Raw genomic sequence first — 19,348 nt, forward strand, 5'->3', positions numbered from 1 at the left:
AAAGCCTATTCCTATTGAGGAAATAGGAAAAACAAAAAACACAAACGGGATTGTTCAGAAATTCTCAAGCAACGAATATTAAGTGTTGTTTTTTCGATCGGGCGCCGGCCAGCATCGCACCCAGGGATTCGGTGAGAATTCCGCACAGCCGGTCCACCGCGGGGCTGGCCGCGGACGGCGCGCGGTGCAATTCCAGCGGCACCGTGCCGAGCGCCGGCAATCTTCCATCCGGTTCGAGGATCGACAGCGTGTCCGGCAGGCCCAGCGGGGTGCGCACGGTCACCCCCAGCCCGGCTTCCACCGCCGCCCACAAACCGGACAGGCTGGGGCTGGTGAAGGTGATGCGCCAGGGCCGCCCGCCGCCGTCCAGCCGTTCGATCCCGTGCTGGCGGAACATGCAGGGCGCGTCGAGCAGGGCGAGCGGCAGAGAGGTTTCCGGATCGCCCCGGAATCCCTTCGGCGCCACCCAGACCACCGGCAGATGGGCGAGCGCCGCCGCACCGGGAATGCCGGGCGTGTCGCCGATCTCACCGAAGGCCAAGGCCAGATCGAGCGCTCCGTGCGCGACCCTCTCGCGCAGTTCGCGCCCGCGGCCCACCTGCGCCTCCACATGGATGCGCGGATGGGCGCGGTGGAAGGAGCCGAGCACGGCGGGCAGCCAGCGTTCCGCCAGATCCTGCGGGAAGCCGACCCGCACGGTGCCGTCCATCGCCCGCCCGCGCACGGCGGACAGCGCCTCGTCGTTCAGGGCGACGAGGCGGCGGGCGTAGCCCAGCAGCAGATCCCCGGCGTCGGTCAGCGCCACTGTGCGGCCCGCCTTGCGGAACAGCGGCTGGCCGACCTGCTCCTCCAGCTTCTTCATCTGGAGGCTGATCGCCGACTGGGTGCGGCCCAGCCGCTCGGCGGCGCGGGCGAATCCGCCATGCTCCATGGCGATGACCAGCGCCCGCAGCACGTCCATGTCGAGGTTGGTGGGAAGCATCACTACCCCCGCCGCGCGTCAGCGGACCGTGCCGCGGGCGGCCAGCAGCGCGTCGGCCAGCTCCACGAAGCCGTCGCCGCCGGGGCCGCGGGTGATCCAGGCGGGCGGCGCGGGAAGCTCGGGCAGGATGTCGGCCACCGTGCTGACGCCGACCGACAGCGGGAAATGGGCGAACATCGGCGCGTCGTTGACCGAATCGCCGGCGTAGGCGACCGCATCGGCGGCGGCGTCGATGTCCAGGCCGTGGGTCTCGCGCAGCACGCGGCGGGCCATGGTCAGCTTGTCGTAGCCGCCGATCCAGCCCAGCACCCACAGCGAATTGACCGTCACGTCCGCCCCGGCCTCGCGGAAGCGCGCGGCCAGGGCCGCCCGCAACCCGGCATCCTCCGGCGCGCGGAAGGCGAGGCTGGTCAGGCGGAAGGGCTGGTCGCTCGCCGGCTCCACCCCCGGCAACGCCTCGCGAATGGCGTGCGACAGCCGGTCGAGCCGTTCCGCGGCCGCCGCCCGCTCCGCCTCCCCGTGCCAGAAGCGGCGCTCGGCGTCGCCGTCCGGGGTGCGGCGCAGGAACAGGCCGCCGTTCTCGGCGATCACTCCGTCCACCGGCCACATGCGGGCCATCTGGTCGGCCCAGCCGGCGGGGGCGGCGGTCACCGGCAGCACCGGAAGCCCGGCGTCCCGCAACCGTTCGATGGCGTCGTAGGTGCGGGCGGACAGGCGGCCCCGGTGGGTCAGCGTGTCGTCCATGTCGGTCAGCACGAAGCGCACCCGGGCGAGATCCGCCGCGGGCGCCTGCGCCAGCGGGCGCAAGACGGCAGGGGGGCTCACGCCTTCTCCGGGCGCCGCACCCCGGTGGGATCGGTCATGGCGTGCGCCCTCGTACCGCGGTTGGCTCACAGGATGGTCACGGCCTGGGACAGGTCCAGGCGCGGTGCGCGGGGACGGGCCGGCGGCCCTTCGGCATGGCCGAGCGCCACGAGGATGTTGGCGTGCAGGCGCCCGTCGGGGAAGAACTCCCGGTCCACCGCGTCGGCGTCGAACCCCGACATCGGCCCGGCGTCCAGCCCCAGCAGCCGGGCGGCCAGGATCAGGTAGCCGGCCTGGAGCGTGCCGCTGCGGAAGGCGGTTGCCTCCGTCAGGGTGGGATCGTTGGCGAACAGCGGCGTCGGGTCGAAATGCGGGCTCAGCACCGGCAGATGTTCGGTGAAGCGGCGGTCGTAGGCGACGATGGCAATGACTCCGGCGGCCAGCTTGGACAGGTTCCCGCGGCTCAGCGCCGGGCGCAGCCGTTCCTTGGCCTCCGGCGTCGTCAGGAAGACGAAGCGCGCCGGACTGCCGTTGAAGGCGGTCGGCGCCAGCCGGACCAGCTCGTAAAGCCGGTGCAGCGTCTCCAGCGGGACCGGGCGGTCCGACCAGGACTGCGGCGTGCGGGCGTTCAGGAACAGGCGCTCGGCAGCCGGCACGAGGTCGTCCGGAAGACCGTCAATGGAAGATTCGGCGGAAACGAGGGTGTCCGGCATGAAGCGAGGCTCCGTCTGGGAGAAAGGGGGCGGTCGGGTCAGGGCAGGGCGGCGAAGCAGGACGGCGGATCGTCCGCGCGCCCTCCGTCCGATGCGCCCGCCAGGGGGGCCGACGGCTGCGGTGCTCATAACAACAATTCGCGAACGTACTTATAATATATATTCCATATAGAAAAATAGGATTTATGCCCGACGTCAAGCGCGCGCTTCGTCCCGGGCGAGGTTTTCCGACGATCCCGCGACCCGGACGGGACGCAGCCATCGCGGGAGGACAGGGCAGGAGAACAGGAATGAGCGACACGGGACGCCTCCTGATCCCCACGGACGGGGGCGGTCGGCGGATTCACCGGCGGCCATCCGGCCCATGCGGGGCATGATGGGACGCCGATCGACCCCTGCTGGGCGAATGTGGCGGCGATCCGCGCCATGGGCTTGCCGGACCCCGGACGATGGACCGAACGATGAGGAGGACTTCGGGGGCAGGCCGGGAGCTCCGCCTCCCGAAGCCTCGTGTCGGACAGACGCCGCCCGAAGGCTTCGTCTGTCGGGTCCGCCCACGGCGTCAGATGCCGGAGCGTTTCCAGATCTCGCCGAACGGTTCGGCGAAGGCTTCGTGCATGCGGTAGGACAGGTCCGTCTCCGTGCCGCCGGGGCGGCCCCGTGTCCAGCCCAACTCGCGGCGGTAGCTGCCGATCAGGCCGGCGGCGATCAACGCGGCGGCGTCCACCGTCGGGTCGGGGGCCGTGCGCGGCGAGACGTAGAGCGCGTCCACCGGGCAGAACAGCTCGCACAGATAGCAGGTCTGGCAATCCTCCTTGTGGGCGATGACGGGCTCCCCCGCCGCGTCGGTGCGCAGAACGTCGTCGGGGCAGACCTTGGCGCAGGTGCCGCAGGCGATGCAGCGCTCGGACAGGATGAGTTCGATCATGCGGCGACCGCCTCCTCGTGTGGGTCGGCGCGGCGGACCCAGACCCGGTCGAGGCCGCCGCTGAGAAGATGATGGTGCTGGGCGGGGTCGAGGCCGGGGAAATCCGCCCGCCGGTGCAGGCCGCGCGTTTCGGTGCGCTGCCCGGCGCTCGCCAGAATCCAGCGGGCGGTGGCGACCAGCGCCGCCGCTTCGCGCGCGCGGACGATGTCGCGTGGCGTGGCCCCGGCCGGCGGCGCCAGCCCGTCGCGCGCGGCCTCCCACAGCCCGTCCAGACGCTCCAGCGCCGCCGCGATGCCGGGGCCGGTCCGCCGGTAGTTGCGGTCGAGCGGCAGGATCTCCTGCTGCACGGCGCGGGTGACCGCCTCCGCCGTCCGTTCCGGATCGGGGTTCGCGGCGGGCCGCAGCCCGGCGCCGCCGATCGCCTGGACCGGCCGTCCGGCCAGCCCCGCCGTTCCCGCGGCGACCTGGCGGGCGAAGGCGGTCGCCGCCTGCCCGGCCCAGGTGCCGGATGCGATGCACCAGGCGACCGCCGGACCGCCGCCGCTCATCGCCGCTCCGGTCAGCTTCTCCCGCGTGGTGGCGTCGCCAACCGCGTAGAGGCCGGGGACGGAGGTGGCGCAGCGCTCGTCCACGTCCAACCCGCCGGCCGCACGCACCGTGCCCTCGTACAGCAACCGGACGGGATAGCGATCCGTGAAGGGGTTGCCGCCCAGCCGGTGGAAATAGACGAAGATGTTCGGTTGGCCCTTGCGGTAACCGTCCTCCAGATAGGGGTCGGCCCGGTCGAGCACCGCATGGACGCTCCGCCCGGCGGCCAGCGCGTCGGGCACGCCGGGGTGCGGGATGGGGGTGCCGTCGGCGTCGCTGAAACTGCCGCTGAAATAGATGATGCCCTTGGTCAGCCCGCCCTCCGCCGGGGCGAGCGCCCACTGGCCGGAGAACTCCATGCCGGAGAAGCGCGCCCCGGCCTCGGCGGCCAGCAGGTAGCCGTCGCCGGTCAGGTTGTGCGTGCCGACCACGCCGGAGCGGAAGGCGCAGCCGCCCGTGGCGACGACCACCGCCCCGGCGCGGACCTCCCAGCGGTCGCCGCTCCGGCGGGTGATCCCGGCGGCCCCGGCGGCCACGCCGTCGGCGGTCAGCAATTCCAGCGCCGGGCTGTGGTCGAGGATGCGCACCCCCTCCGCCAGCAGGCGCTTGCGCAGGAAGATCATGTAGTCGGGTCCGCGCAGATTGCCGCGGAAGGTCTTGCCCGTCTCGTTGCGCGGCCAGGGATAGCCCCAGCGGGTCATCAGTTCGGTGTTGACGGTGGTCTCGTCGTAGACGCGGCGGACGAAGTCGCGGACGATGAATCCCTTGGCGGGGGCGATGCGGTGATCGACCATGCCGTCGTTCTGGAGGCGGTCGCCGGGCACCGTGTAGAACAGAGTCGTGTTGGCGGGCGGCGTGGCGCCCGAGGTGCCGACATAGCCCTTTTCAGCAAGCACCACGCTGGCCCCGGCGCGCCGCGCCGCCAGTGCCGCCCAGCAGCCGGCGGGACCGCCGCCGACCACCAGGACATCGGCGGTCAGATGGAGGGTGGATTCGCTCATGGCACGCATTCTCCTCAACCGCGCGGCTTGGGCGAGCCGTCGGCGGCGCGCTCCGTCCAGAAGCCCTCCAGGCCGAGGTCGCGCAGGGCGGCGTTCAGATAGGACGGGTCGACCCAGCTCTTGAGGTCCACGTCCGCGCGGATCAGCCTCTGCTGTTTGGCGAACGCGATGCCGGCGGCGAAGCGGGACAGGGTGAAGTCGTCGAGCAGCGGGTTGATCTGTTCCTTCACCGGGGAGCCGGCGTAATCCTCCCGCAGCGCGCTCAACGGGATGCCGGACTTGCCCCAGACCTGGAGCGCTTCCTCCCGGTTCTCCTCCAGACCGGCCCAGTGGGCGGCCTTGACGAAGCCGCGCACCACCTTCGCCGTGGCGCCCGGATAAGCCTTCTCGAAGGCGTCGTGCACCAGAACGCCGCCGAAGGTCTGGACGGTAGGGCCGCCGGTCTTGGTGCTGGCGATCACCTTGACCACGCCCTGGTCGCGCAGCCCCAGCAGGAAGCTGGCGCCGAAGGCGGCGTCCACCGCGCCGCTCTGCAGCGCGGCGAGCTGATCGGCGTTCTTCAGCTCGACGATGGAGACGTCCTTCTCCGACAGGCCGTTGGCCTCCAGCGTCTTCAGCAGGACGAAATGGATGATCGTGGCCTTCTGCACGGCGATCCTGCGGCCCTTCAGATCCTGGACGGAGGTGATCGGCAGGTCGCTGCGCGCGACGGCGAAGACGGTGGTGCGGTCGCCGGACAGCAGGATCTTCGTCGGCAGGCCGCCCGCCTTGCCGATGATGTTCGGCAGCCCGCCATACACCGCGAAGTCGACCTGGCGGTTGGACAGCGCCTCGTTGATGGCCGGGCCGGTGGCGTGGAAGTAGGTCCATTCCAGCTTGGTCGGGGTGTCCTTGAACTCCGCCTCGACGAAGCCCTTGCTGTGGGCGGCGCCGACCAGGCCGGTGCCGAAGGGCTGGCCGGGGCCGAAGCCGACCGAGCCGAAGCGGATGACCGCGGGCGCCTCCTCGGCAAGGGCCGGCGCGGCGGCGAGAAGGGCCAGGGTGGCGGCGAGGGCGCGGAGCAATCTCATGCGGTGGTTTCCTTGGGTAGCGGAGAAAGGCGGTGCGTGCCGGCGGCGAAAGCGGCGGCGGCAATGGCCATGAGGGCGGCGTTGACGAACAGGCCGGCGGCCTCTCCGCCGCCGAACGCGGTGTCCGAGACGGCGACGGCGAAGCCGGCGACCAGCGGACCGGCGACGAAGCCGACGTCGCCCGCCGTGCGCAGCAGGCCGAGCGTCGGGCCGAGCCGTCCGTCGGGCGCGCAGCCTGCGGCGAAGGCGGAGGAGGCCGGCCCCCCCAGCCCCAGCGCGAGGCCGAGCAGCGCCAGGGCTCCCCAGAACAGCGGAACCGTCGGACAGGCGGCGATCAGCCCCAGGGCCACCGCCACCGACGCGGCCGACGCCACGATCAGGCCCCGCCGCGGCACCCGGTCTGCCAGCCAGCCGGCCAGCGGCGTGGTGACCAGAGTCACCCCCGCCGACAGGGTCAGCGCCAGCCCGATGGCATCGGGCGCCATGCCGAAGCGGTGGGCCGCCACCAGCGGGATCAACTGCCACTGCGCCGCTGTGCGGGTGAAGAAGACCCCGAAGGTGACCAGCAGGACGGGAGCGTACCCCCGTTGCCTCAGCAGGTCGCGGACACCGCCGCGCTCCGGCGGGCGGGTGTCGGCGCCGGCGTTGGCGTTGGCCGGCCGGCGCGTTTCCGGAAGGGCCAGGAAGGCGAACAGGGCGGCGAGGCCGCTGACCGCGGCGAAGCCCCAGAAGGGGGCGGTGTAGCCCCAGCGCTCGGCCAGCAGCCCACCCATCAGCGGGCCGATGGACGCGCCGGTCAGCAGCGCCGTCTGGTACGCCCCCATGCGCCGGCCCCGGCTGCGGCTGTCACCAAGATCGGCGATGGCGACCATCGCCCCGGTCATGTAGAGGCCGGACCCCACCCCCTGGACGAAGCGCCAGACCAGCAGGACGGCGAAATCCTCCGCCAGCGCGGCGGCGATGGAGGCGCCGCCCAGGACCAGCGGCCCGCCCCACAGCAAGGCTCGGCGCCCGTAGCGGTCGGCCAGGATGCCCGCCGGCAGGTTGACGAACAGCCGCGCCACCCCGAAGACGGTGATGATGAGGCCGATCAGCGCCGGCCCGACCCCGAAGGACTGGGCGTAGAGCGACAGCACCGGGATCACCATGCCCATGCCGCACATGACGAACAGCACGATGACCAGCATGGGGGCGATGACCCGCCATTCGGCGGTCCGGGCGGCGTTTGGAACGGTGTCCATGCCGGATCAGGCTTTCGGCTTGCCGTCCGCCGTGCGGGGCGTCCAGGACTGGGTCATGCTCGACTCTCCGCAGGTGTGGGAGGGGTTGGGGGCGGCGGGTTCCGGGAAAGGGAGCGTCCCGCGAAGGAGCGCCGGGTTCGGGAGGATTCGATGCCGAAAGGGGAAACCGTGTCAGGCGCTGAGCACGTGGCGGGAGCGCCGCGTGATGTTGCCGCCGATGCCCGGCGTCCGGTTCTGCGTGGCGGACGGCGTCAATGGTCCGCGACTCTCCTGTATGTTCGTGTCTGGCCTGTTTGTTCGTGTCCGGGATCAGCGCCTCAGCTCTTGGATGATCGTTTCCTTGACGGCGGCGAAGGCCGGCGTGGCGCGGTTGCGCGGGCGGGGCAGGTCGACCGGAAGGACGCGGCGGATGCGGCCCGGACGCGGCTCCATCACCACGACGCGGTCGGCGAGGTAGACCGCTTCCTCCACATCGTGGGTGACCAGCAGCATGGTGACGTTCTCCTGCGTCCAGATGCGCAGCAGCTCGTCCTGCAGATGCGCGCGCGTCAGGCTGTCGAGCGCGCCCAGCGGCTCGTCCAGCAGCAGGATTTCCGGCCGGTTGACCAGACCGCGGGCGATCGCCGCGCGCTGGGCCATGCCGCCGGAAAGCTGGTAGGGATAGGCCGTCTCGAATCCGCTCAAGCCCACGAGGGCGATGTGCTCGCGGATGGCGCGCCGCTTCTCGGCGGCGGGGACCGCGGTGGCCTCCAGGCCGATTCCGACATTCTCCTCCACCGTCAGCCAGGGAAACAGGCGGTGCTCCTGGAAGACGATGCCGCGCTCCAGCCCCGGCCCGGTGATGCGGTGGCCGTCGAGCAGGATGTCTCCGTCATAGCCGTCGTCCAGCCCGATGATCAGGCGCAGCAGCGTCGACTTGCCGCAGCCGCTGGCGCCGACGATGGCCAGGAACTCGCCCGGCTCGATGCGCAGGTCGATGTCCTGGAGCACGGTCAGCGGGTGGCCGTCGACCGCGTAGGTCTTGCCGACCGCGCGCAGGTCGAGGGAGCCGGGGGTGGTCATTCGGGATGTCCTTTCAGCGGGCCGGTCATCAGCGGGCCGGCCCGCGCCAGCGCAGGGCGCGCGCGAAGATCCGCCCGAAGACGGCGTTGATGGCGAAGCCGACCAGGGCCAGCGTCAGGACGCCGACGATGACGATGTCCATGCGGAAATGCTCCCGCCCCTCCGACAGCAGGGTGCCGACGCCCCGTCCCAACCCCATGGCGTATTCGGCCCCGACCGTGGCCAGCCAGGCGTAGATCAGCGCCAACTGCACCCCGATGGCGATCGACGGCATGGCCCCCGGCAGAAGGACCCGGCGCACGAGCTGCCATCGCGACAGGGTCAGCACGCGCGCCACCTCGCGATAGGCGGCGGGCACCGTGCGCAACCCCTCCTGCGTGTTCAGGACCATGGGGAAGAAGGCGGACAGCGCGATGAACACCACCTTGGCCGGCTCCCCGTTGCCGAACCACGCGGTCAGAAGGGGAATCCAGGCGTAGAGGGCGATCTGACGGACGGCGTGGAAAGTCGGTCCGAACAGGCGGTCCGCCGTGCGCGACAACCCCATGCCCAAGCCGAACAGCAGCCCCGCGGCGGCCCCGATGGTGAAGCCGGCAGCCATGCGGGCGAGGCTGGCGGCCAGCCCCGGCCACAGATGGACGCCTTGCGGGTCCAGGAAGGGCACCAGCGCGACCTTCTCCACCGGCACCAGCAGATGGCCGCTCACCAGGCCGGAATGGGCGGCGGCGGCCCAGGCCAGCAGAAGGGCGGCGGGAAGGACCGCGCCGCGCCGAATCCGCGGGCCGGGCGCGTGGAGGACGGGCGGGGCGGCGGGCATCGCGTCACCGTCCGTTCAGGCTTGGGCCGGCGACCAGCGGCGCAGGCGCCGCTCGATCCGCTTCAGGCCGGCGTCCATCGCCAGCCCGACGACGCCGATCACCGCCATTCCGGCCATCACGACGTCCACCTGGAACAGCGTCCGGCCCCAGGCGGTGAGGTAACCGATGCCCTCGGTCGAGGCGAGCATCTCCACGATCACCAGGGCGATCCAGGCGTGGCTCAGCGCCAGCCGCACGCCGCTGAAAACGGGCGGCAGGGTGGCGGGCAGCACCACCTTGAGCACCAGCGCGCGGCGGCTGAGGCGAAACACGCGGGCCACCTCCAGGAAGGAGGGCGGGATGTTGCGGATGCCTTCGAAGCTGTTCAGCGCCATCGGCACGAAGCAGGCCTTGGCGATGATCAGGAACTTCAGCGGCTCGCCGATGCCGACCAGCAGGATCAGGAAGGGCAGCCAGCCGAGGGACGGCACCTGGGCGACCGCGCGGAACAGCGGGCTCAGGTAATGCTCGACCCGCGGGGAAAGCCCCATCGCGACGCCGAGCGCCATGCCGGCGAGCCCGCCGATCAGGAAGCCCGACAGGATGCGGCGCAGGCTGATCCAAAGATTTCCGGAGATGTCGCCCGACCACAGCAGGTCGAACAGGGTCTGGGCCACTAGGGCCGGCGGCGGCAGGACCTGGACCGACACCCAGCCGAGCGTGGCGGAAAGCTGCCACAGCGCAAGCAGGACGGCGGGCACCACAAGCGGGAGAAGCAGCGCCGCCGCCCGTTCCGTCAGCCAAGCGGTGCGCTCCGGACGCCGAGGCGCCATGCGCACGGCCGGCGTGGGCCGCCATGCACCTCTTTCGGCAACGGTCAGGTCCGACGGCATGGAGCGGTCTTCCTTCGGAATGTCTACAATTCAAGTATGGATATTACTCTTGATGTGTTCAAAGCATGTCAACAGCTAATTTCATTTGTGAATAATGGGCGCGGTTGCCCGTTGCCATGCCAGCGTTCGGGGAAATGCCGACGCTGCCGTGTATCCACCAATCAGCTTGCGGGCAATCAGCTTGCGGGCGGCAGCAGCACGGACGGCAGGGACGCCGCCAGCATGGCGATGCCCGACGCGGTCAGAAGGGCCAGAACGATCCGCCGGAAGTCCGCCTCGCTGATGCCGATGTAGACCCGCCCGCCGAGCAGAATGGGCAGCAGCATGGACGGTGCGACCACGGCGAACAGGGGAAGCATCTCCGCCGTCACCGTTCCGGACGCCGTGTAGGCCGCCATGGTGGCGCCGAGCGTGACGAGGTTGAAGGTTTGGATGGCGGCGCGGCGGCCGTCCTTGTCCAGAGGCCGCAAACTGTACCACAAGGCCGGCACGACTCCGGTGAAGCCGCCGAGGCCGCCCATGACGCCGCCGGCCAGCCCGACCGCCGCATCCGCCGCCACCGCTGCGCGCGGGCGTGGCGCCAAGGTGGGCAGATGCCGGGACAGCAGCATGATCGGGCACCAAACCGCCAGCATGGTTCCGAGCCCCAGCTTGAACAGCCGGGCGTCCAGGTAGGGCAGGACGGCGACCCCCAGCGGGATTCCGGCCAACCCGCCGGCCAGCAGCGGCATCAGGCCGGAAAGGCGCACCGTGCGCCGCATCGACAGGCCGGCGATCACCTGCCCGGTCAGGGCGCCGAACACCGTCAGGACGGCGGCGGTCCGAGGGTCGAGGCCCCAGGCCCAGAAGGACATGGCCACCATCCCGAAGGCGAACCCCGACAGGCCTTGGACGAACCCGGCCACGGCTGCGCCCAGTGCGACGATCCACAACGACGCTTCCATCACCGCTCCCGGAGTCCCTTGCCGCCCGGCGGTCCGGCCGGACGCGAACTGTAGCGCCCCATCGCCACGATGGCACCACCGATGGAATACGCGGGTTCGTCAGATCGTGTATTCGGGTTCGCGCAGGCTCATGTCCAATTCCACCGCCGGGGCCTGGCCGGAGGTGGAGCCACCTTTCCAAAGTCGACACACCGCTGCCGCAACGGGCCTCTTGAAGCCATGCACAGGGCCGGGTGGCGAGCAGTACACCAGCCCAAGGCCCAATCGGCGCGGCTGCCCTGAACCGGCTCTGGGCCAGGGCTGGCTTCGCAGCGGAGGCGCTCGATGGAGGCCATCGAGCGCCTTGCGCCTCACTGGCCGAGCGTCAGTTGAATGGCTTTCTCCAGCTCCGCCTTCTTCTTTTCCAGCGCTTGGATCTGCCGCTCCTTCTCGGCGGCATCGGCCGGGGTGGAGGCCCCGCCGGCCTTCATCTTGAAATCCAGCTCCGTGATGTCGCGGTTGAGCTCGTCGGCTTCCGCCCGCATCCGCCGGTACTCGGACTCGCTGAGCTTCTTGCCGCGCCGGGCGCGGTCGAGATCCTGGCGGACCGCGCTCAGCTGCATCTGGGCTGCGGCGATGCGCCGTTCGTTGCGGTCGATGTCGCGCTGGGTGGACACCAGCTGGTCATTCAGGTCGGTGTTCTGCGCCTTGGCGGAGGTGTACTGCTGGCGCGCCGCGGCCTCGCGCACCTGCGGCCCGCCGGCGCGCAGGTCGGCCTTCTGGTCCATGTAGGTGCTCACGCAGCCGCTGAGCAGCACGGCCACGCCACCGGCAAGGAGGATGGCTCTCGTCCGTCCGTTCATCATGCCGCCCCTTAAACCTTGGAGATCGTCAGGGCGGCGTTCATGCCGCTGACATTCTCTTCGAGCTGCGCGATCTGCGTGTTCAGCTCCGAGATCTTGCTGTTGAACTGCGTGGTGGAGGCACCGTTGCTCGCCATCTGCAGGCTGGCCTCCTGGTAGTTGTCGCGCTTCTTGCGCAGCGACTCCAGCGACGCCTGCATCAGCCCGCGATTGTCCTCCAGGCGCTTGCGCTCGCTCTCCAGATTGGCGAGCGAGGTCTTGCCGGACTTGTATTCGGCGGTCGTGCGTTCCAGACGGGAGCGCGAGTCGGCCAGCACCTGGTTGGAGCTGTTGACCAGCGCTTTCAGCCGCGTGTTGTCGGCGTCGACGTCGCGGGTCATCGCCTCGACCATGCGCACGCGGTTGTTGCCGGATTCCTGGGCCTTGGCGGTGATGTAACCGTCCACGCCGCCGGCGATGCCGCCGGCCACGCCGCCGATCACCGCGCCCTTGGCGATGTTGCGGGCGTCGCCGGTCAAGGCGCCGGCCAGCGCCCCCACCAGGATGCCGGCCAACGCGCCCGCGGCGGCGCCGCCGGCCACCGTCTCGTTGAAGACCTGCGAATCCTTGCAGAGCTGCATCTCGGCGGCCGAGAGCTGCGCCGTGCTGCTGGAGCACTGGCCGGAGGCGGTGCTGCCGCCCGTCGTGGCGCACGCCGACAGCAGCAGCGATCCCGCCAGCGCGACCGCAATCGTCCGGCCGGCGCGGCCGGTGGTTAAATGAGGCAGCGAAGCGGTGTGCGATGCCATGATGTGGTCCCCCTTTTTGGCGTCGTTTCGGTCGTCTTGGTCATGGCGCCGGGATTTCCCCCAGCGTGTTGGGTCGGTCGAGCTTCCCGTCGGCGCGCAGGCGTGCCGCGTGCCGGATGCAGAGGTCGATGAAGCCGTTGAGCGCCGCGAGGTCGCGTGCCTCGAACTCGCGCTTCAGCCCCTCGGCCTGGGCCAGCATCAGCCCTTCCGGGTACTCGGCGTTCAGCTGCGTCAGCGTGTCGATGTAGTAGCCGAGGTTGAAGTCGAGGGCTGCGCGGTCGGCCTCCAGCGCCCGGCGGATGCCGTCCTTGAGCTGCTGGTTGGCGGTCGACAGCGCCTCCATCTGGCGTTCCTTGGTGGCGATGATGCGCTTGTCGTCGGCCAGCTTGCGGGCGAGGTACGCGCCGACGCGGATCTCGCTGCGGGCGGCGCGGGCGCGCTGCTCGTTGCTGGTCTGGATGCTGGACTTGATGACGGTGGACAGGTTTCCGATGCGCTGCTTGAGGGCGGGGTCCTCGACCGCCGCGCGGAGCACCTCGACCTCCTTGACCGGGTCGTCCTGCGGTCCGGCGATGGCCGCCGCCGCGGCTTTCGGCAGATCCTCCCACGCCTTGCGCACCGTGCCGATGCGCTGGGTGGTGGGCAGGCTGGGGGCGGCGAGGGCGAGGCGGAATCCGGTGGAGGGGGAGCGACGCTCGCCGCGCTTGTCGACCGGGACGAACTCTTCCCGCGCGGCGCTGCGGATGTCGGCCAGCGGGGTGCGGAAGTCGCCGCCCTTCACCGTCTGGCCGCCGGCCTGCCCGTGCAGCCGCGACAGCTTGTTCAGGCGGAAGGGGTCGAGCACGAACTCGCCGGCGTTGCCCAGCATGTCGTACAGGCCGAGCGGGTTCGGCTTCAGCAGGCCGACGGCGTTCAGCTCGTTGTTGGCGGACTCGCTGCCCTGGAACCAGACGTAGCGTTCCGGCCCCTCCGGCATCGGGAAGGCGGGCTGCACGAAGACGCTCTCCGACACCGCGATGCCGCCGCGCGCGGCGAATTCCCACTCCGCCTCGGTGGGCAGGCGGACGAAGCCGGACGCGCCCTCCTCGGCCGGCAGGCGGTCGGCCGCGTTCTTGACCAGCCACGTGGCGTAGGCGCCCGCGAAGGCCACGGCCTCCGCCCAGGTCACCTGCACCTTGGGCAGGCGGGCCTCGTCGCCCGGCTCGGCGCAGGCGCCGCCCGACAGCGCGTCGAACTGCTGGCGCGTCACCTCGTACTTGCCGAGATAGAAGAAGCGCAGGTTCCGGGCCTTGGAGTCGGTGAAGCCTCCGGCCACATAGTCGCGCCGGCTGTTTTCGGAATAGGCGAACTTCGCCTCGCCGCCGCCCAGCTCGACGCGCCGGTCGTCCAGGACCCCCTCGGCCGGCACCGCCACCTTGCGGAAGGTCATGGCGCCGCCGCAGGGCATCGGAAGGACCAGATCCTCCTTGTCCGGCTGCGGGTTGTAGAGGGCTTCCGCCCAGTCGGGCTTGACCGGTGTGGCCGGCTTGGCCGGCTCGGCGGCGAGGGCAGGAGCGGCAGCGGCAGCAAGCAGCGCCGCCAGCACGGGCAGGATCGGTGTGCGGTCAGACACTGCGCAGTTCCTCGCTGGTTTCGATGCGGCGGCAGGCGAGCCCGATGGCCGCCGCGGGCAGGAGCGACAGGGCGAGCGTCAGCGCCGCCGCCGCCAGAAGGTCCGGCGCGCCGAGCCGGCAGGCCGCCTCGCCCGACGCGATGCTCTCCTGGAAATGCCCGTTGATGGTCGCCGCCGCCCCGACGAAGGCCGCCGCGGCGACGAGGCTGCCGATCAGCGCCAGGATGGCGGCCTGTGCCACCGGGAAGGCGACCAGCCAGCCGCTGCCGTAGCCGGTGAGGTTGAGGATCGCGAGGTCGCGCCGCTTGCGGCGCAGGTTGCCCCACTGGCTGGCGGTCACCGCCACCACGTAGCCGGCCACCGACAGGGTCGCGATGATCAGCAGGATGGCGCGCAGATTGCGGTCCAGCGTCAGGGTGGACGCGATCTCGGCTTGGCGGGTGGCGACGGCGATGCCATTGGCCTGGAAGTCGGCCGCCAGTGCCTGCACGTCGCGGATCGAGCGGGCGTAGAGCCGGAACAGCGGGTAGTCGGCGGCCGGTCCGGCCGGGTCGCCCGCCGTGGCGCCCAGCGCCGGCACGGCCTTTCCGTCGCGGAAGTCCTGCACCGCCTGCACCAGCGGCAGGGCGGCGAAGGCGCTCATCCCGCCGTCGCGCTGCGCGGGCAGAACGGCCACCACGCGCAGGGGGAAGGCCAGCGGCTCGGCCTTGCCGCCGCGGGTGCGCTCGGCGTAGGCGGTCACCAGGGCGCCCGGCACCGTCACGCCCAGCCGGTTGGCGGCGCGGGCGCTGAGGATCACGCCGTCCATGGCCGCCGCGGCGGCGTGCGGTCCGGTCACCGGGTCGCCGGGGGCGGTGGGCAGCAGCGTGACGCGCGCTTCGCCCCGTCCATTGGGCTGGCCGCTGGATTGGCTCCCCGATGCCTCGTCGCGCAGCAGGTCGATCTGGCCGGCGATCTGCCGGGTGGCGGGCATGACGAAGTCCACCTCGGGACGCGCCACCATGGCGGCGAACCACGCGTGGTCGAAGCGGTGGCCGCCGGTCACCTCCGGCACGACGAGGCGCATGGCCGGGTCGCGGTTCAGCCGGTCGATCAGCGTGCCGATGGCCCCCTGCTGCAGGCCCGCCAGCACCAGCAACGGCGTCAGCACGGCAGCGATGGCGATCACCTGGCACAGCGCGATGGGCCATTCGACCCGCAGGTCGGCCAGCGCGAGGCGGAAGAGCTGGGTGACGCGCGCCATCATGCCGCCGCCTCGGCCCTTGCGGAGTCGTGGCGAACGACGCTCGCTCCGGCGCCGGTGCGGCATTCCACCACGGTGAGGCCGGTCCGCTCGGCCAAGCGATGGTCGTGGGTGACCACCACAAGCGCCGCCTTCTGGAAGCGGGCGACGGCGCTCAGCAATTTCATGGTTCCCTCGGCCAGCGACGGGTCGAGCGACGCGGTCGGCTCATCGGCGAGGATCACCGCCGGCTGGTGCGCCAGGGCGCGGGCGATGGCGACGCGCTGGCGCTGGCCGATGGAGATCTGCCGGGGGAGACGGCGCCCCAGCTCGGCCACTCCCAGCGTCTCCATCAGCGTCACCGCCGGGCCTGGGCAGGGCAGGCCGAGCGCCCGGCGCGTCAGCAGCACGTTCTCGCGCACGGACAGGAACGGCACCAGCCCGCCGGTCTGCAGAACATAGCCCATGTGGGCGGCGCGCAGCGCGGTCAGCCGGTCGCGCGCCCCGCGACGCCACAGCGCCATCACGTCGACCGGTTCGGCCAGTGTCCCGGCCAGCGTCCCGGCCTGGGGCATGCGCAGCGTGAAGCGCCCGGCCCGCGTGGGGGCGACGATCAGCGAGAGCAGGTCGAGGGTCGTGCTCTTGCCGCAGCCGCTCGGGCCGACCAGGGCGATCTGGTCGCCGGGGCACAGGGTGAAGCGCTCCACCGCCAGCCGGAACCGGTCGCTTCCGGCGGCGCGTTCGTGGACGCAGTCCTGGAGATCGACGAGCGGTTCGGTCATGGCGTCAGGGCAGGCTGTCGAGCGGCACGGGATAGACCGCGTCGCCGGCCGATGCCTTGTCGTGCAGCGTCACCCAGCGGTCCACGTCGTCGTGAAAGCGCTGGTACAACGCCACCTTCGACTTCACGTCGTCGATGATCGCCTGCTGCTCCCCCACGCCCATGCGGGCCCAGCCGTCCGGGTCGATGGACATGATGCGGCTCTGGTAGGGCAGGCCCTCCAGATACTCGCCCATCAGGCCGGTCTCCTCCAGGTTGCGCGCCTTGCCCTGGGCGATGCGGTTGGGGTCGCGGCCCATGGCGGCGGCGGCGCTGCGCAGCTGGTTGAAGAAGTCGCCGGGGTCGATCTGCCCGCGCTCGCCGGCCTCCACCACCTTGCGCAGCGTGGCCTGGAGGTCGCTGAGCTGGTTCTTGGTCAGCAGGACGCGCACGCTGAAGGACGCGATGTCCGGCTTGCGGAAGTCGCGGTCGGACGCCCACGCCTCGAACATGGCCGGCGCCTTGGTGCCCTGCACCTCGCCGAGATAGGCCAGACGCATCGCCTTGCCCACGTCCTCCGCCGCCTTCGCCATGCGGTCGGCCGCCGGGGTGGCGGGCTGCGCATCGGGCTTTGCGGCCGCCTGGGCGGTCTTCACCTGATTGACCAGCAGCTCGGACAGGCGCTGCACCTGGCTGCGGAAGGCCTCGGCGTCGCCGGCCTCCACCGGGAAATAGAGGGAGCCGACGTTGGGGAAGTTGCTCAGCCGTTCATACTGGGACCGGGCGGTCTGGTGGTCGTTGCGCCCCTCGGCGGTCTGAAGGTGCAGCACGTAGATGGCGATGCGGTTCTCCAGCGCGAGCTGGCGGATCTGCGCCGTCGACAGACCGGTGCTGGCCAGCGGCGACGTGCCTTCGCGCGAGCTGGCGTCGGTGAACCAGATGACGTAGCGGCCGCCGAACGGCTTCCAGTCGATCCTGCGGATCGCCTGCTCCAGCCCGGCGTAGCCGTCCTCCGCGAAGGCGCGGGTGGAGGCGGTGGAGGCCGACACGCCCTTGATCGAGTCGAAGAAGGCCGACTTGGTCGCCGTGCTGTTGGGGTCGGCGAAGGTGCGGGTCAGATACTCGACCCCCTTGGACTTCTGCGGGTCGTCGCGATAGCCGATCATGCCGAAGCGGACGCGGTCGTTCAGCTTGGCGGCCTCGACCTGCTGGTAGACCTGCTCGATGGCCGTGCGCGCCCGATCGATGTAGGGCTGCATCGAGGAGGTGGCGTCGACCAGGAACACCACGCCGGAACGGAAGTCGGCCAGTTCCGCTTCGGGATTGCCGCGGCGGGCTGGGGCTGGGGCCAGCGGCTCCTCCTTCTCCTTGGTCACCGAGGCGACGCGCACCGTGCGCACCCGGAAGCCGGATTTCAGCACCGTCGAATTCGCCTCGAGGATCGGCAGCAGGTAGAACTGCTTCTGAAGATCGATGAAGGTTTCCGGCTCGGCCGAGATGATCGGGCTGTCGGCCGGCACCGCGCCGGACGCCACCTGCTGGCGCGCGGCCTCGGCATCGACCAGCAGCCGGTCGGAATTCAGCAGGTCGACGAGGCCCTTGCGGTCCTTGAAGAACAGCACCCGCTCGCGGTTGGCCGGGTTGGTGAAGGCCATCACCAGCGTGTGGCGCCAGGGGATGGTGTCGGCGGCCTCCACCCAGCCGGCGGTCTTGCCCTCGCTGTCGGCGCCCACCTCCAGGAAGGTCTTCCCGCCCTGCTCCTTGCGGTCGTAGACGAAGAAGACGGACATTGGAGGCACGGTCTTGCCGGTGCCGCCGGGGGCCGCGGCCAGCACCGCTCCCGGCCGGGTCAGCACGCGCTGGTGCAGCGCGGTCTTGCCCTCGATCAGCAGCGGCGCGCGCTTGCCGGTGGCCTGCGCGAGCGCGGGCACGGCGGTGCCGGCCAGCAGGGCGACGCCGAGGGCGGCGGCCGTGAAGGCACGGTAGGATGCGGCGCGGAAGGATGCGGCAGAGATGGGAGCGATCATTTCGGCAGTGCCTCCTTGGCCTGGGCGTGCCCCTGGTCCGCCGCCTTGCGCAGCCATGCGAGGCCGGCGTCCGGTCCCTGCGGGTTGTCGGTCTGGCCGCTCATCAGCAGGCGGCCGTAGCGGAACTGCGCCTCGGCGTTGCCGGCCTCGGCGGCGCGGCGGTACCACTCGGCGGCCTGGGTCGGGTTGGCCGAGGGCAGCGGGCTGGTTTCGGCGGAATGGGTGGCGGGGTCGTACATCGTGCCCAGCGCGATCGCCGCCTCGGCGCTGCCGCGCTCGGCGGCGTGGCGGAACAGCAGGAAGGCGCCGTCCAGCGCCTTGGCCTGCCGGAACCGCTCCCCGGCCGCGTAGGCGTCGCCGGCTGGCGTGCCCTGCTGCACCAGCTTGCGCGCCTCTTCGACGGTCGTCGGCGTCAGGGCGGGCGTCAGGGCGGGCTTGGCCGCCTCGGCGACCGGCGCCGGTTCGGACTCCTTGTTCTGCATGAAAAACCAGCCGCCGCCGGCGAGCGCGGCCAGCAGCACCACGCCCGCGGCGATGGCGCCCCACGGGGGGGCCTTGCCGGTTCCGGCGGACCCGGTGGGGCGCGGCCCCGTCTCGATCACGACCGGTGTCCGGGGCTCCTGCGGTTCCAGCGGTTCCACCGGGCCGGCCGGTGCTTCTCCGTCCGTCTCCTTCGGCCATTCCGGTCCCTTCGGCGGCGTCCACACGGGCGGGGCGGACTTGCCGCGGATGGCCTTCCACACCAGCCGTTCCTCGACCACCGCCCCTCCGGCGCCGCGCACCCGCATCACGTAGGGGATGTTCGGGCGCAGATGGGCGGTCACCCCGTGATCGAGGTCGAAGGACAGCCGGCCCTCGGCGCGCGCGACGGCCTCCGGCTGGAACCAGAAGACGGCGCTTTTCCAGGGATCGTCCGGCGTGCGCGGGTCGAGGTGCTTGGCCTTGTCCACCCCGCCCATCTGGTGCAGCAGTGCGATCTCGACCGGGTCGGAGAAGCGGTCGGGCGGGCCGATCACCTCGATCAGGGCTCGGCCGCCGGGGTAGGTGGAGGGCTGGGTCGCGCGCGCGGGCATG

At 71.2% G+C, this 19,348-nt stretch carries 18 protein-coding genes; all 18 read right to left on the reverse strand.

Annotated elements, in window-relative coordinates:
* Nucleotides 1-64 precede the first annotated feature (64 nt).
* The 18 genes from Sp245p_RS04105 to Sp245p_RS04190 all read right to left on the reverse strand — a co-directional run bounded on the left by Sp245p_RS04105 (nt 65) and on the right by Sp245p_RS04190 (nt 19,347).
* Nucleotides 65-982 (reverse strand): LysR substrate-binding domain-containing protein, encoded by a 918-nt coding sequence (locus tag Sp245p_RS04105; protein ID WP_041811232.1) that lies wholly within the window; start codon nt 980-982, stop codon nt 65-67.
* A gap of 18 nt (nt 983-1,000) precedes the next feature.
* Nucleotides 1,001-1,807 (reverse strand): HAD-IIB family hydrolase, encoded by an 807-nt coding sequence (locus Sp245p_RS04110; protein WP_211101759.1) that lies wholly within the window; start codon nt 1,805-1,807, stop codon nt 1,001-1,003.
* Nucleotides 1,808-1,872: 65 nt separating this feature from the next.
* Nucleotides 1,873-2,499: a malonic semialdehyde reductase gene (locus Sp245p_RS04115; protein WP_014241403.1), complete on the reverse strand. Its 627-nt coding sequence runs from the start codon at nt 2,497-2,499 to the stop codon at nt 1,873-1,875.
* A 562-nt stretch (nt 2,500-3,061) separates the two neighbouring features.
* Nucleotides 3,062-3,427: a 4Fe-4S dicluster domain-containing protein gene (locus tag Sp245p_RS04120; RefSeq protein ID WP_014241402.1), complete on the reverse strand. Its 366-nt coding sequence runs from the start codon at nt 3,425-3,427 to the stop codon at nt 3,062-3,064.
* Nucleotides 3,424-5,016: an FAD-binding protein gene (locus tag Sp245p_RS04125; RefSeq protein ID WP_109138367.1), complete on the reverse strand. Its 1,593-nt coding sequence runs from the start codon at nt 5,014-5,016 to the stop codon at nt 3,424-3,426. The genes Sp245p_RS04120 and Sp245p_RS04125 overlap by 4 nt, the downstream gene beginning before the upstream one ends.
* Nucleotides 5,017-5,030: 14 nt before the next feature.
* Nucleotides 5,031-6,086 carry an ABC transporter substrate-binding protein gene (locus tag Sp245p_RS04130; protein WP_014241401.1) on the reverse strand — a complete coding sequence of 352 codons (1,056 nt, stop codon included), beginning with the start codon at nt 6,084-6,086 and terminating at the stop codon, nt 5,031-5,033.
* On the reverse strand, nt 6,083-7,327 hold the full coding sequence (locus Sp245p_RS04135; RefSeq protein ID WP_014241400.1) for an MFS transporter: 1,245 nt from the start codon (nt 7,325-7,327) through the stop codon (nt 6,083-6,085). Before Sp245p_RS04135 ends, Sp245p_RS04130 begins: the two co-directional genes overlap by 4 nt.
* Nucleotides 7,328-7,636: 309 nt before the next feature.
* Complete coding sequence (locus Sp245p_RS04140) at nt 7,637-8,389, reverse strand: ABC transporter ATP-binding protein (RefSeq protein ID WP_014241399.1); 753 nt, start codon at nt 8,387-8,389, stop codon at nt 7,637-7,639.
* Between the two features lie 28 nt (nt 8,390-8,417).
* Nucleotides 8,418-9,206: an ABC transporter permease gene (locus Sp245p_RS04145; protein WP_014241398.1), complete on the reverse strand. Its 789-nt coding sequence runs from the start codon at nt 9,204-9,206 to the stop codon at nt 8,418-8,420.
* 15 nt (nt 9,207-9,221) lie between these two features.
* Complete coding sequence (locus tag Sp245p_RS04150; RefSeq protein WP_109138368.1) at nt 9,222-10,079, reverse strand: ABC transporter permease; 858 nt, start codon at nt 10,077-10,079, stop codon at nt 9,222-9,224.
* Nucleotides 10,080-10,255: 176 nt separating this feature from the next.
* Nucleotides 10,256-11,023 (reverse strand): sulfite exporter TauE/SafE family protein, encoded by a 768-nt coding sequence (locus Sp245p_RS04155; RefSeq protein ID WP_014241395.1) that lies wholly within the window; start codon nt 11,021-11,023, stop codon nt 10,256-10,258.
* A 350-nt stretch (nt 11,024-11,373) separates the two neighbouring features.
* Nucleotides 11,374-11,868: an exported protein of unknown function gene (locus tag Sp245p_RS04160; protein ID WP_014241394.1), complete on the reverse strand. Its 495-nt coding sequence runs from the start codon at nt 11,866-11,868 to the stop codon at nt 11,374-11,376.
* Nucleotides 11,869-11,876: 8 nt separating this feature from the next.
* The gene (locus Sp245p_RS34785) at nt 11,877-12,653 is read right to left on the reverse strand and encodes a hypothetical protein (protein ID WP_165359963.1); all 777 of its coding nucleotides are present in this window, start codon (nt 12,651-12,653) and stop codon (nt 11,877-11,879) included.
* 40 nt (nt 12,654-12,693) lie between these two features.
* A complete protein-coding gene (locus Sp245p_RS04170) occupies nt 12,694-14,265 on the reverse strand; it encodes a formylglycine-generating enzyme family protein (RefSeq protein WP_014241392.1) in 1,572 nt (523 codons plus the stop codon).
* The gene (locus tag Sp245p_RS04175; RefSeq protein WP_014241391.1) at nt 14,258-15,511 is read right to left on the reverse strand and encodes an FtsX-like permease family protein; all 1,254 of its coding nucleotides are present in this window, start codon (nt 15,509-15,511) and stop codon (nt 14,258-14,260) included. Before Sp245p_RS04175 ends, Sp245p_RS04170 begins: the two co-directional genes overlap by 8 nt.
* Nucleotides 15,508-16,269, reverse strand: coding sequence for an ABC transporter ATP-binding protein (locus tag Sp245p_RS04180; RefSeq protein ID WP_014241390.1), 762 nt, complete (start codon nt 16,267-16,269; stop codon nt 15,508-15,510). Before Sp245p_RS04180 ends, Sp245p_RS04175 begins: the two co-directional genes overlap by 4 nt.
* A gap of 4 nt (nt 16,270-16,273) precedes the next feature.
* Nucleotides 16,274-18,274 (reverse strand): vWA domain-containing protein, encoded by a 2,001-nt coding sequence (locus tag Sp245p_RS04185; protein WP_014241389.1) that lies wholly within the window; start codon nt 18,272-18,274, stop codon nt 16,274-16,276.
* Nucleotides 18,271-19,347 carry a tetratricopeptide repeat protein gene (locus Sp245p_RS04190; RefSeq protein ID WP_014241388.1) on the reverse strand — a complete coding sequence of 359 codons (1,077 nt, stop codon included), beginning with the start codon at nt 19,345-19,347 and terminating at the stop codon, nt 18,271-18,273. Before Sp245p_RS04190 ends, Sp245p_RS04185 begins: the two co-directional genes overlap by 4 nt.
* Nucleotide 19,348 lies beyond the last annotated feature (1 nt).

The sequence above is a fragment of the Azospirillum baldaniorum genome, from assembly GCF_003119195.2.
GTDB classification, from domain to species: Bacteria; Pseudomonadota; Alphaproteobacteria; order Azospirillales; family Azospirillaceae; genus Azospirillum; species Azospirillum baldaniorum.

Excerpts from the sequence above, each read along its gene's own strand:
- Sp245p_RS04160 (WP_014241394.1), bottom strand. The coding sequence starts at position 11,868 with ATGATGAACGGACGGACGAGAGCCATCCTCCTTGCCGGTGGCGTGGCC.
- Sp245p_RS04180 (WP_014241390.1), bottom strand. The coding sequence starts at position 16,269 with ATGACCGAACCGCTCGTCGATCTCCAGGACTGCGTCCACGAACGCGCC.
- Sp245p_RS04105 (WP_041811232.1), bottom strand. The coding sequence starts at position 982 with ATGCTTCCCACCAACCTCGACATGGACGTGCTGCGGGCGCTGGTCATC.
- Sp245p_RS04115 (WP_014241403.1), bottom strand. The coding sequence starts at position 2,499 with ATGCCGGACACCCTCGTTTCCGCCGAATCTTCCATTGACGGTCTTCCG.
- Sp245p_RS34785 (WP_165359963.1), bottom strand. The coding sequence starts at position 12,653 with ATGGCATCGCACACCGCTTCGCTGCCTCATTTAACCACCGGCCGCGCC.
- Sp245p_RS04185 (WP_014241389.1), bottom strand. The coding sequence starts at position 18,274 with ATGATCGCTCCCATCTCTGCCGCATCCTTCCGCGCCGCATCCTACCGT.
- Sp245p_RS04155 (WP_014241395.1), bottom strand. The coding sequence starts at position 11,023 with ATGGAAGCGTCGTTGTGGATCGTCGCACTGGGCGCAGCCGTGGCCGGG.
- Sp245p_RS04125 (WP_109138367.1), bottom strand. The coding sequence starts at position 5,016 with ATGAGCGAATCCACCCTCCATCTGACCGCCGATGTCCTGGTGGTCGGC.
- Sp245p_RS04140 (WP_014241399.1), bottom strand. The coding sequence starts at position 8,389 with ATGACCACCCCCGGCTCCCTCGACCTGCGCGCGGTCGGCAAGACCTAC.
- Sp245p_RS04175 (WP_014241391.1), bottom strand. The coding sequence starts at position 15,511 with ATGATGGCGCGCGTCACCCAGCTCTTCCGCCTCGCGCTGGCCGACCTG.
- Sp245p_RS04150 (WP_109138368.1), bottom strand. The coding sequence starts at position 10,079 with ATGCCGTCGGACCTGACCGTTGCCGAAAGAGGTGCATGGCGGCCCACG.
- Sp245p_RS04130 (WP_014241401.1), bottom strand. The coding sequence starts at position 6,086 with ATGAGATTGCTCCGCGCCCTCGCCGCCACCCTGGCCCTTCTCGCCGCC.
- Sp245p_RS04190 (WP_014241388.1), bottom strand. The coding sequence starts at position 19,347 with ATGCCCGCGCGCGCGACCCAGCCCTCCACCTACCCCGGCGGCCGAGCC.
- Sp245p_RS04145 (WP_014241398.1), bottom strand. The coding sequence starts at position 9,206 with ATGCCCGCCGCCCCGCCCGTCCTCCACGCGCCCGGCCCGCGGATTCGG.
- Sp245p_RS04135 (WP_014241400.1), bottom strand. The coding sequence starts at position 7,327 with ATGGACACCGTTCCAAACGCCGCCCGGACCGCCGAATGGCGGGTCATC.
- Sp245p_RS04120 (WP_014241402.1), bottom strand. The coding sequence starts at position 3,427 with ATGATCGAACTCATCCTGTCCGAGCGCTGCATCGCCTGCGGCACCTGC.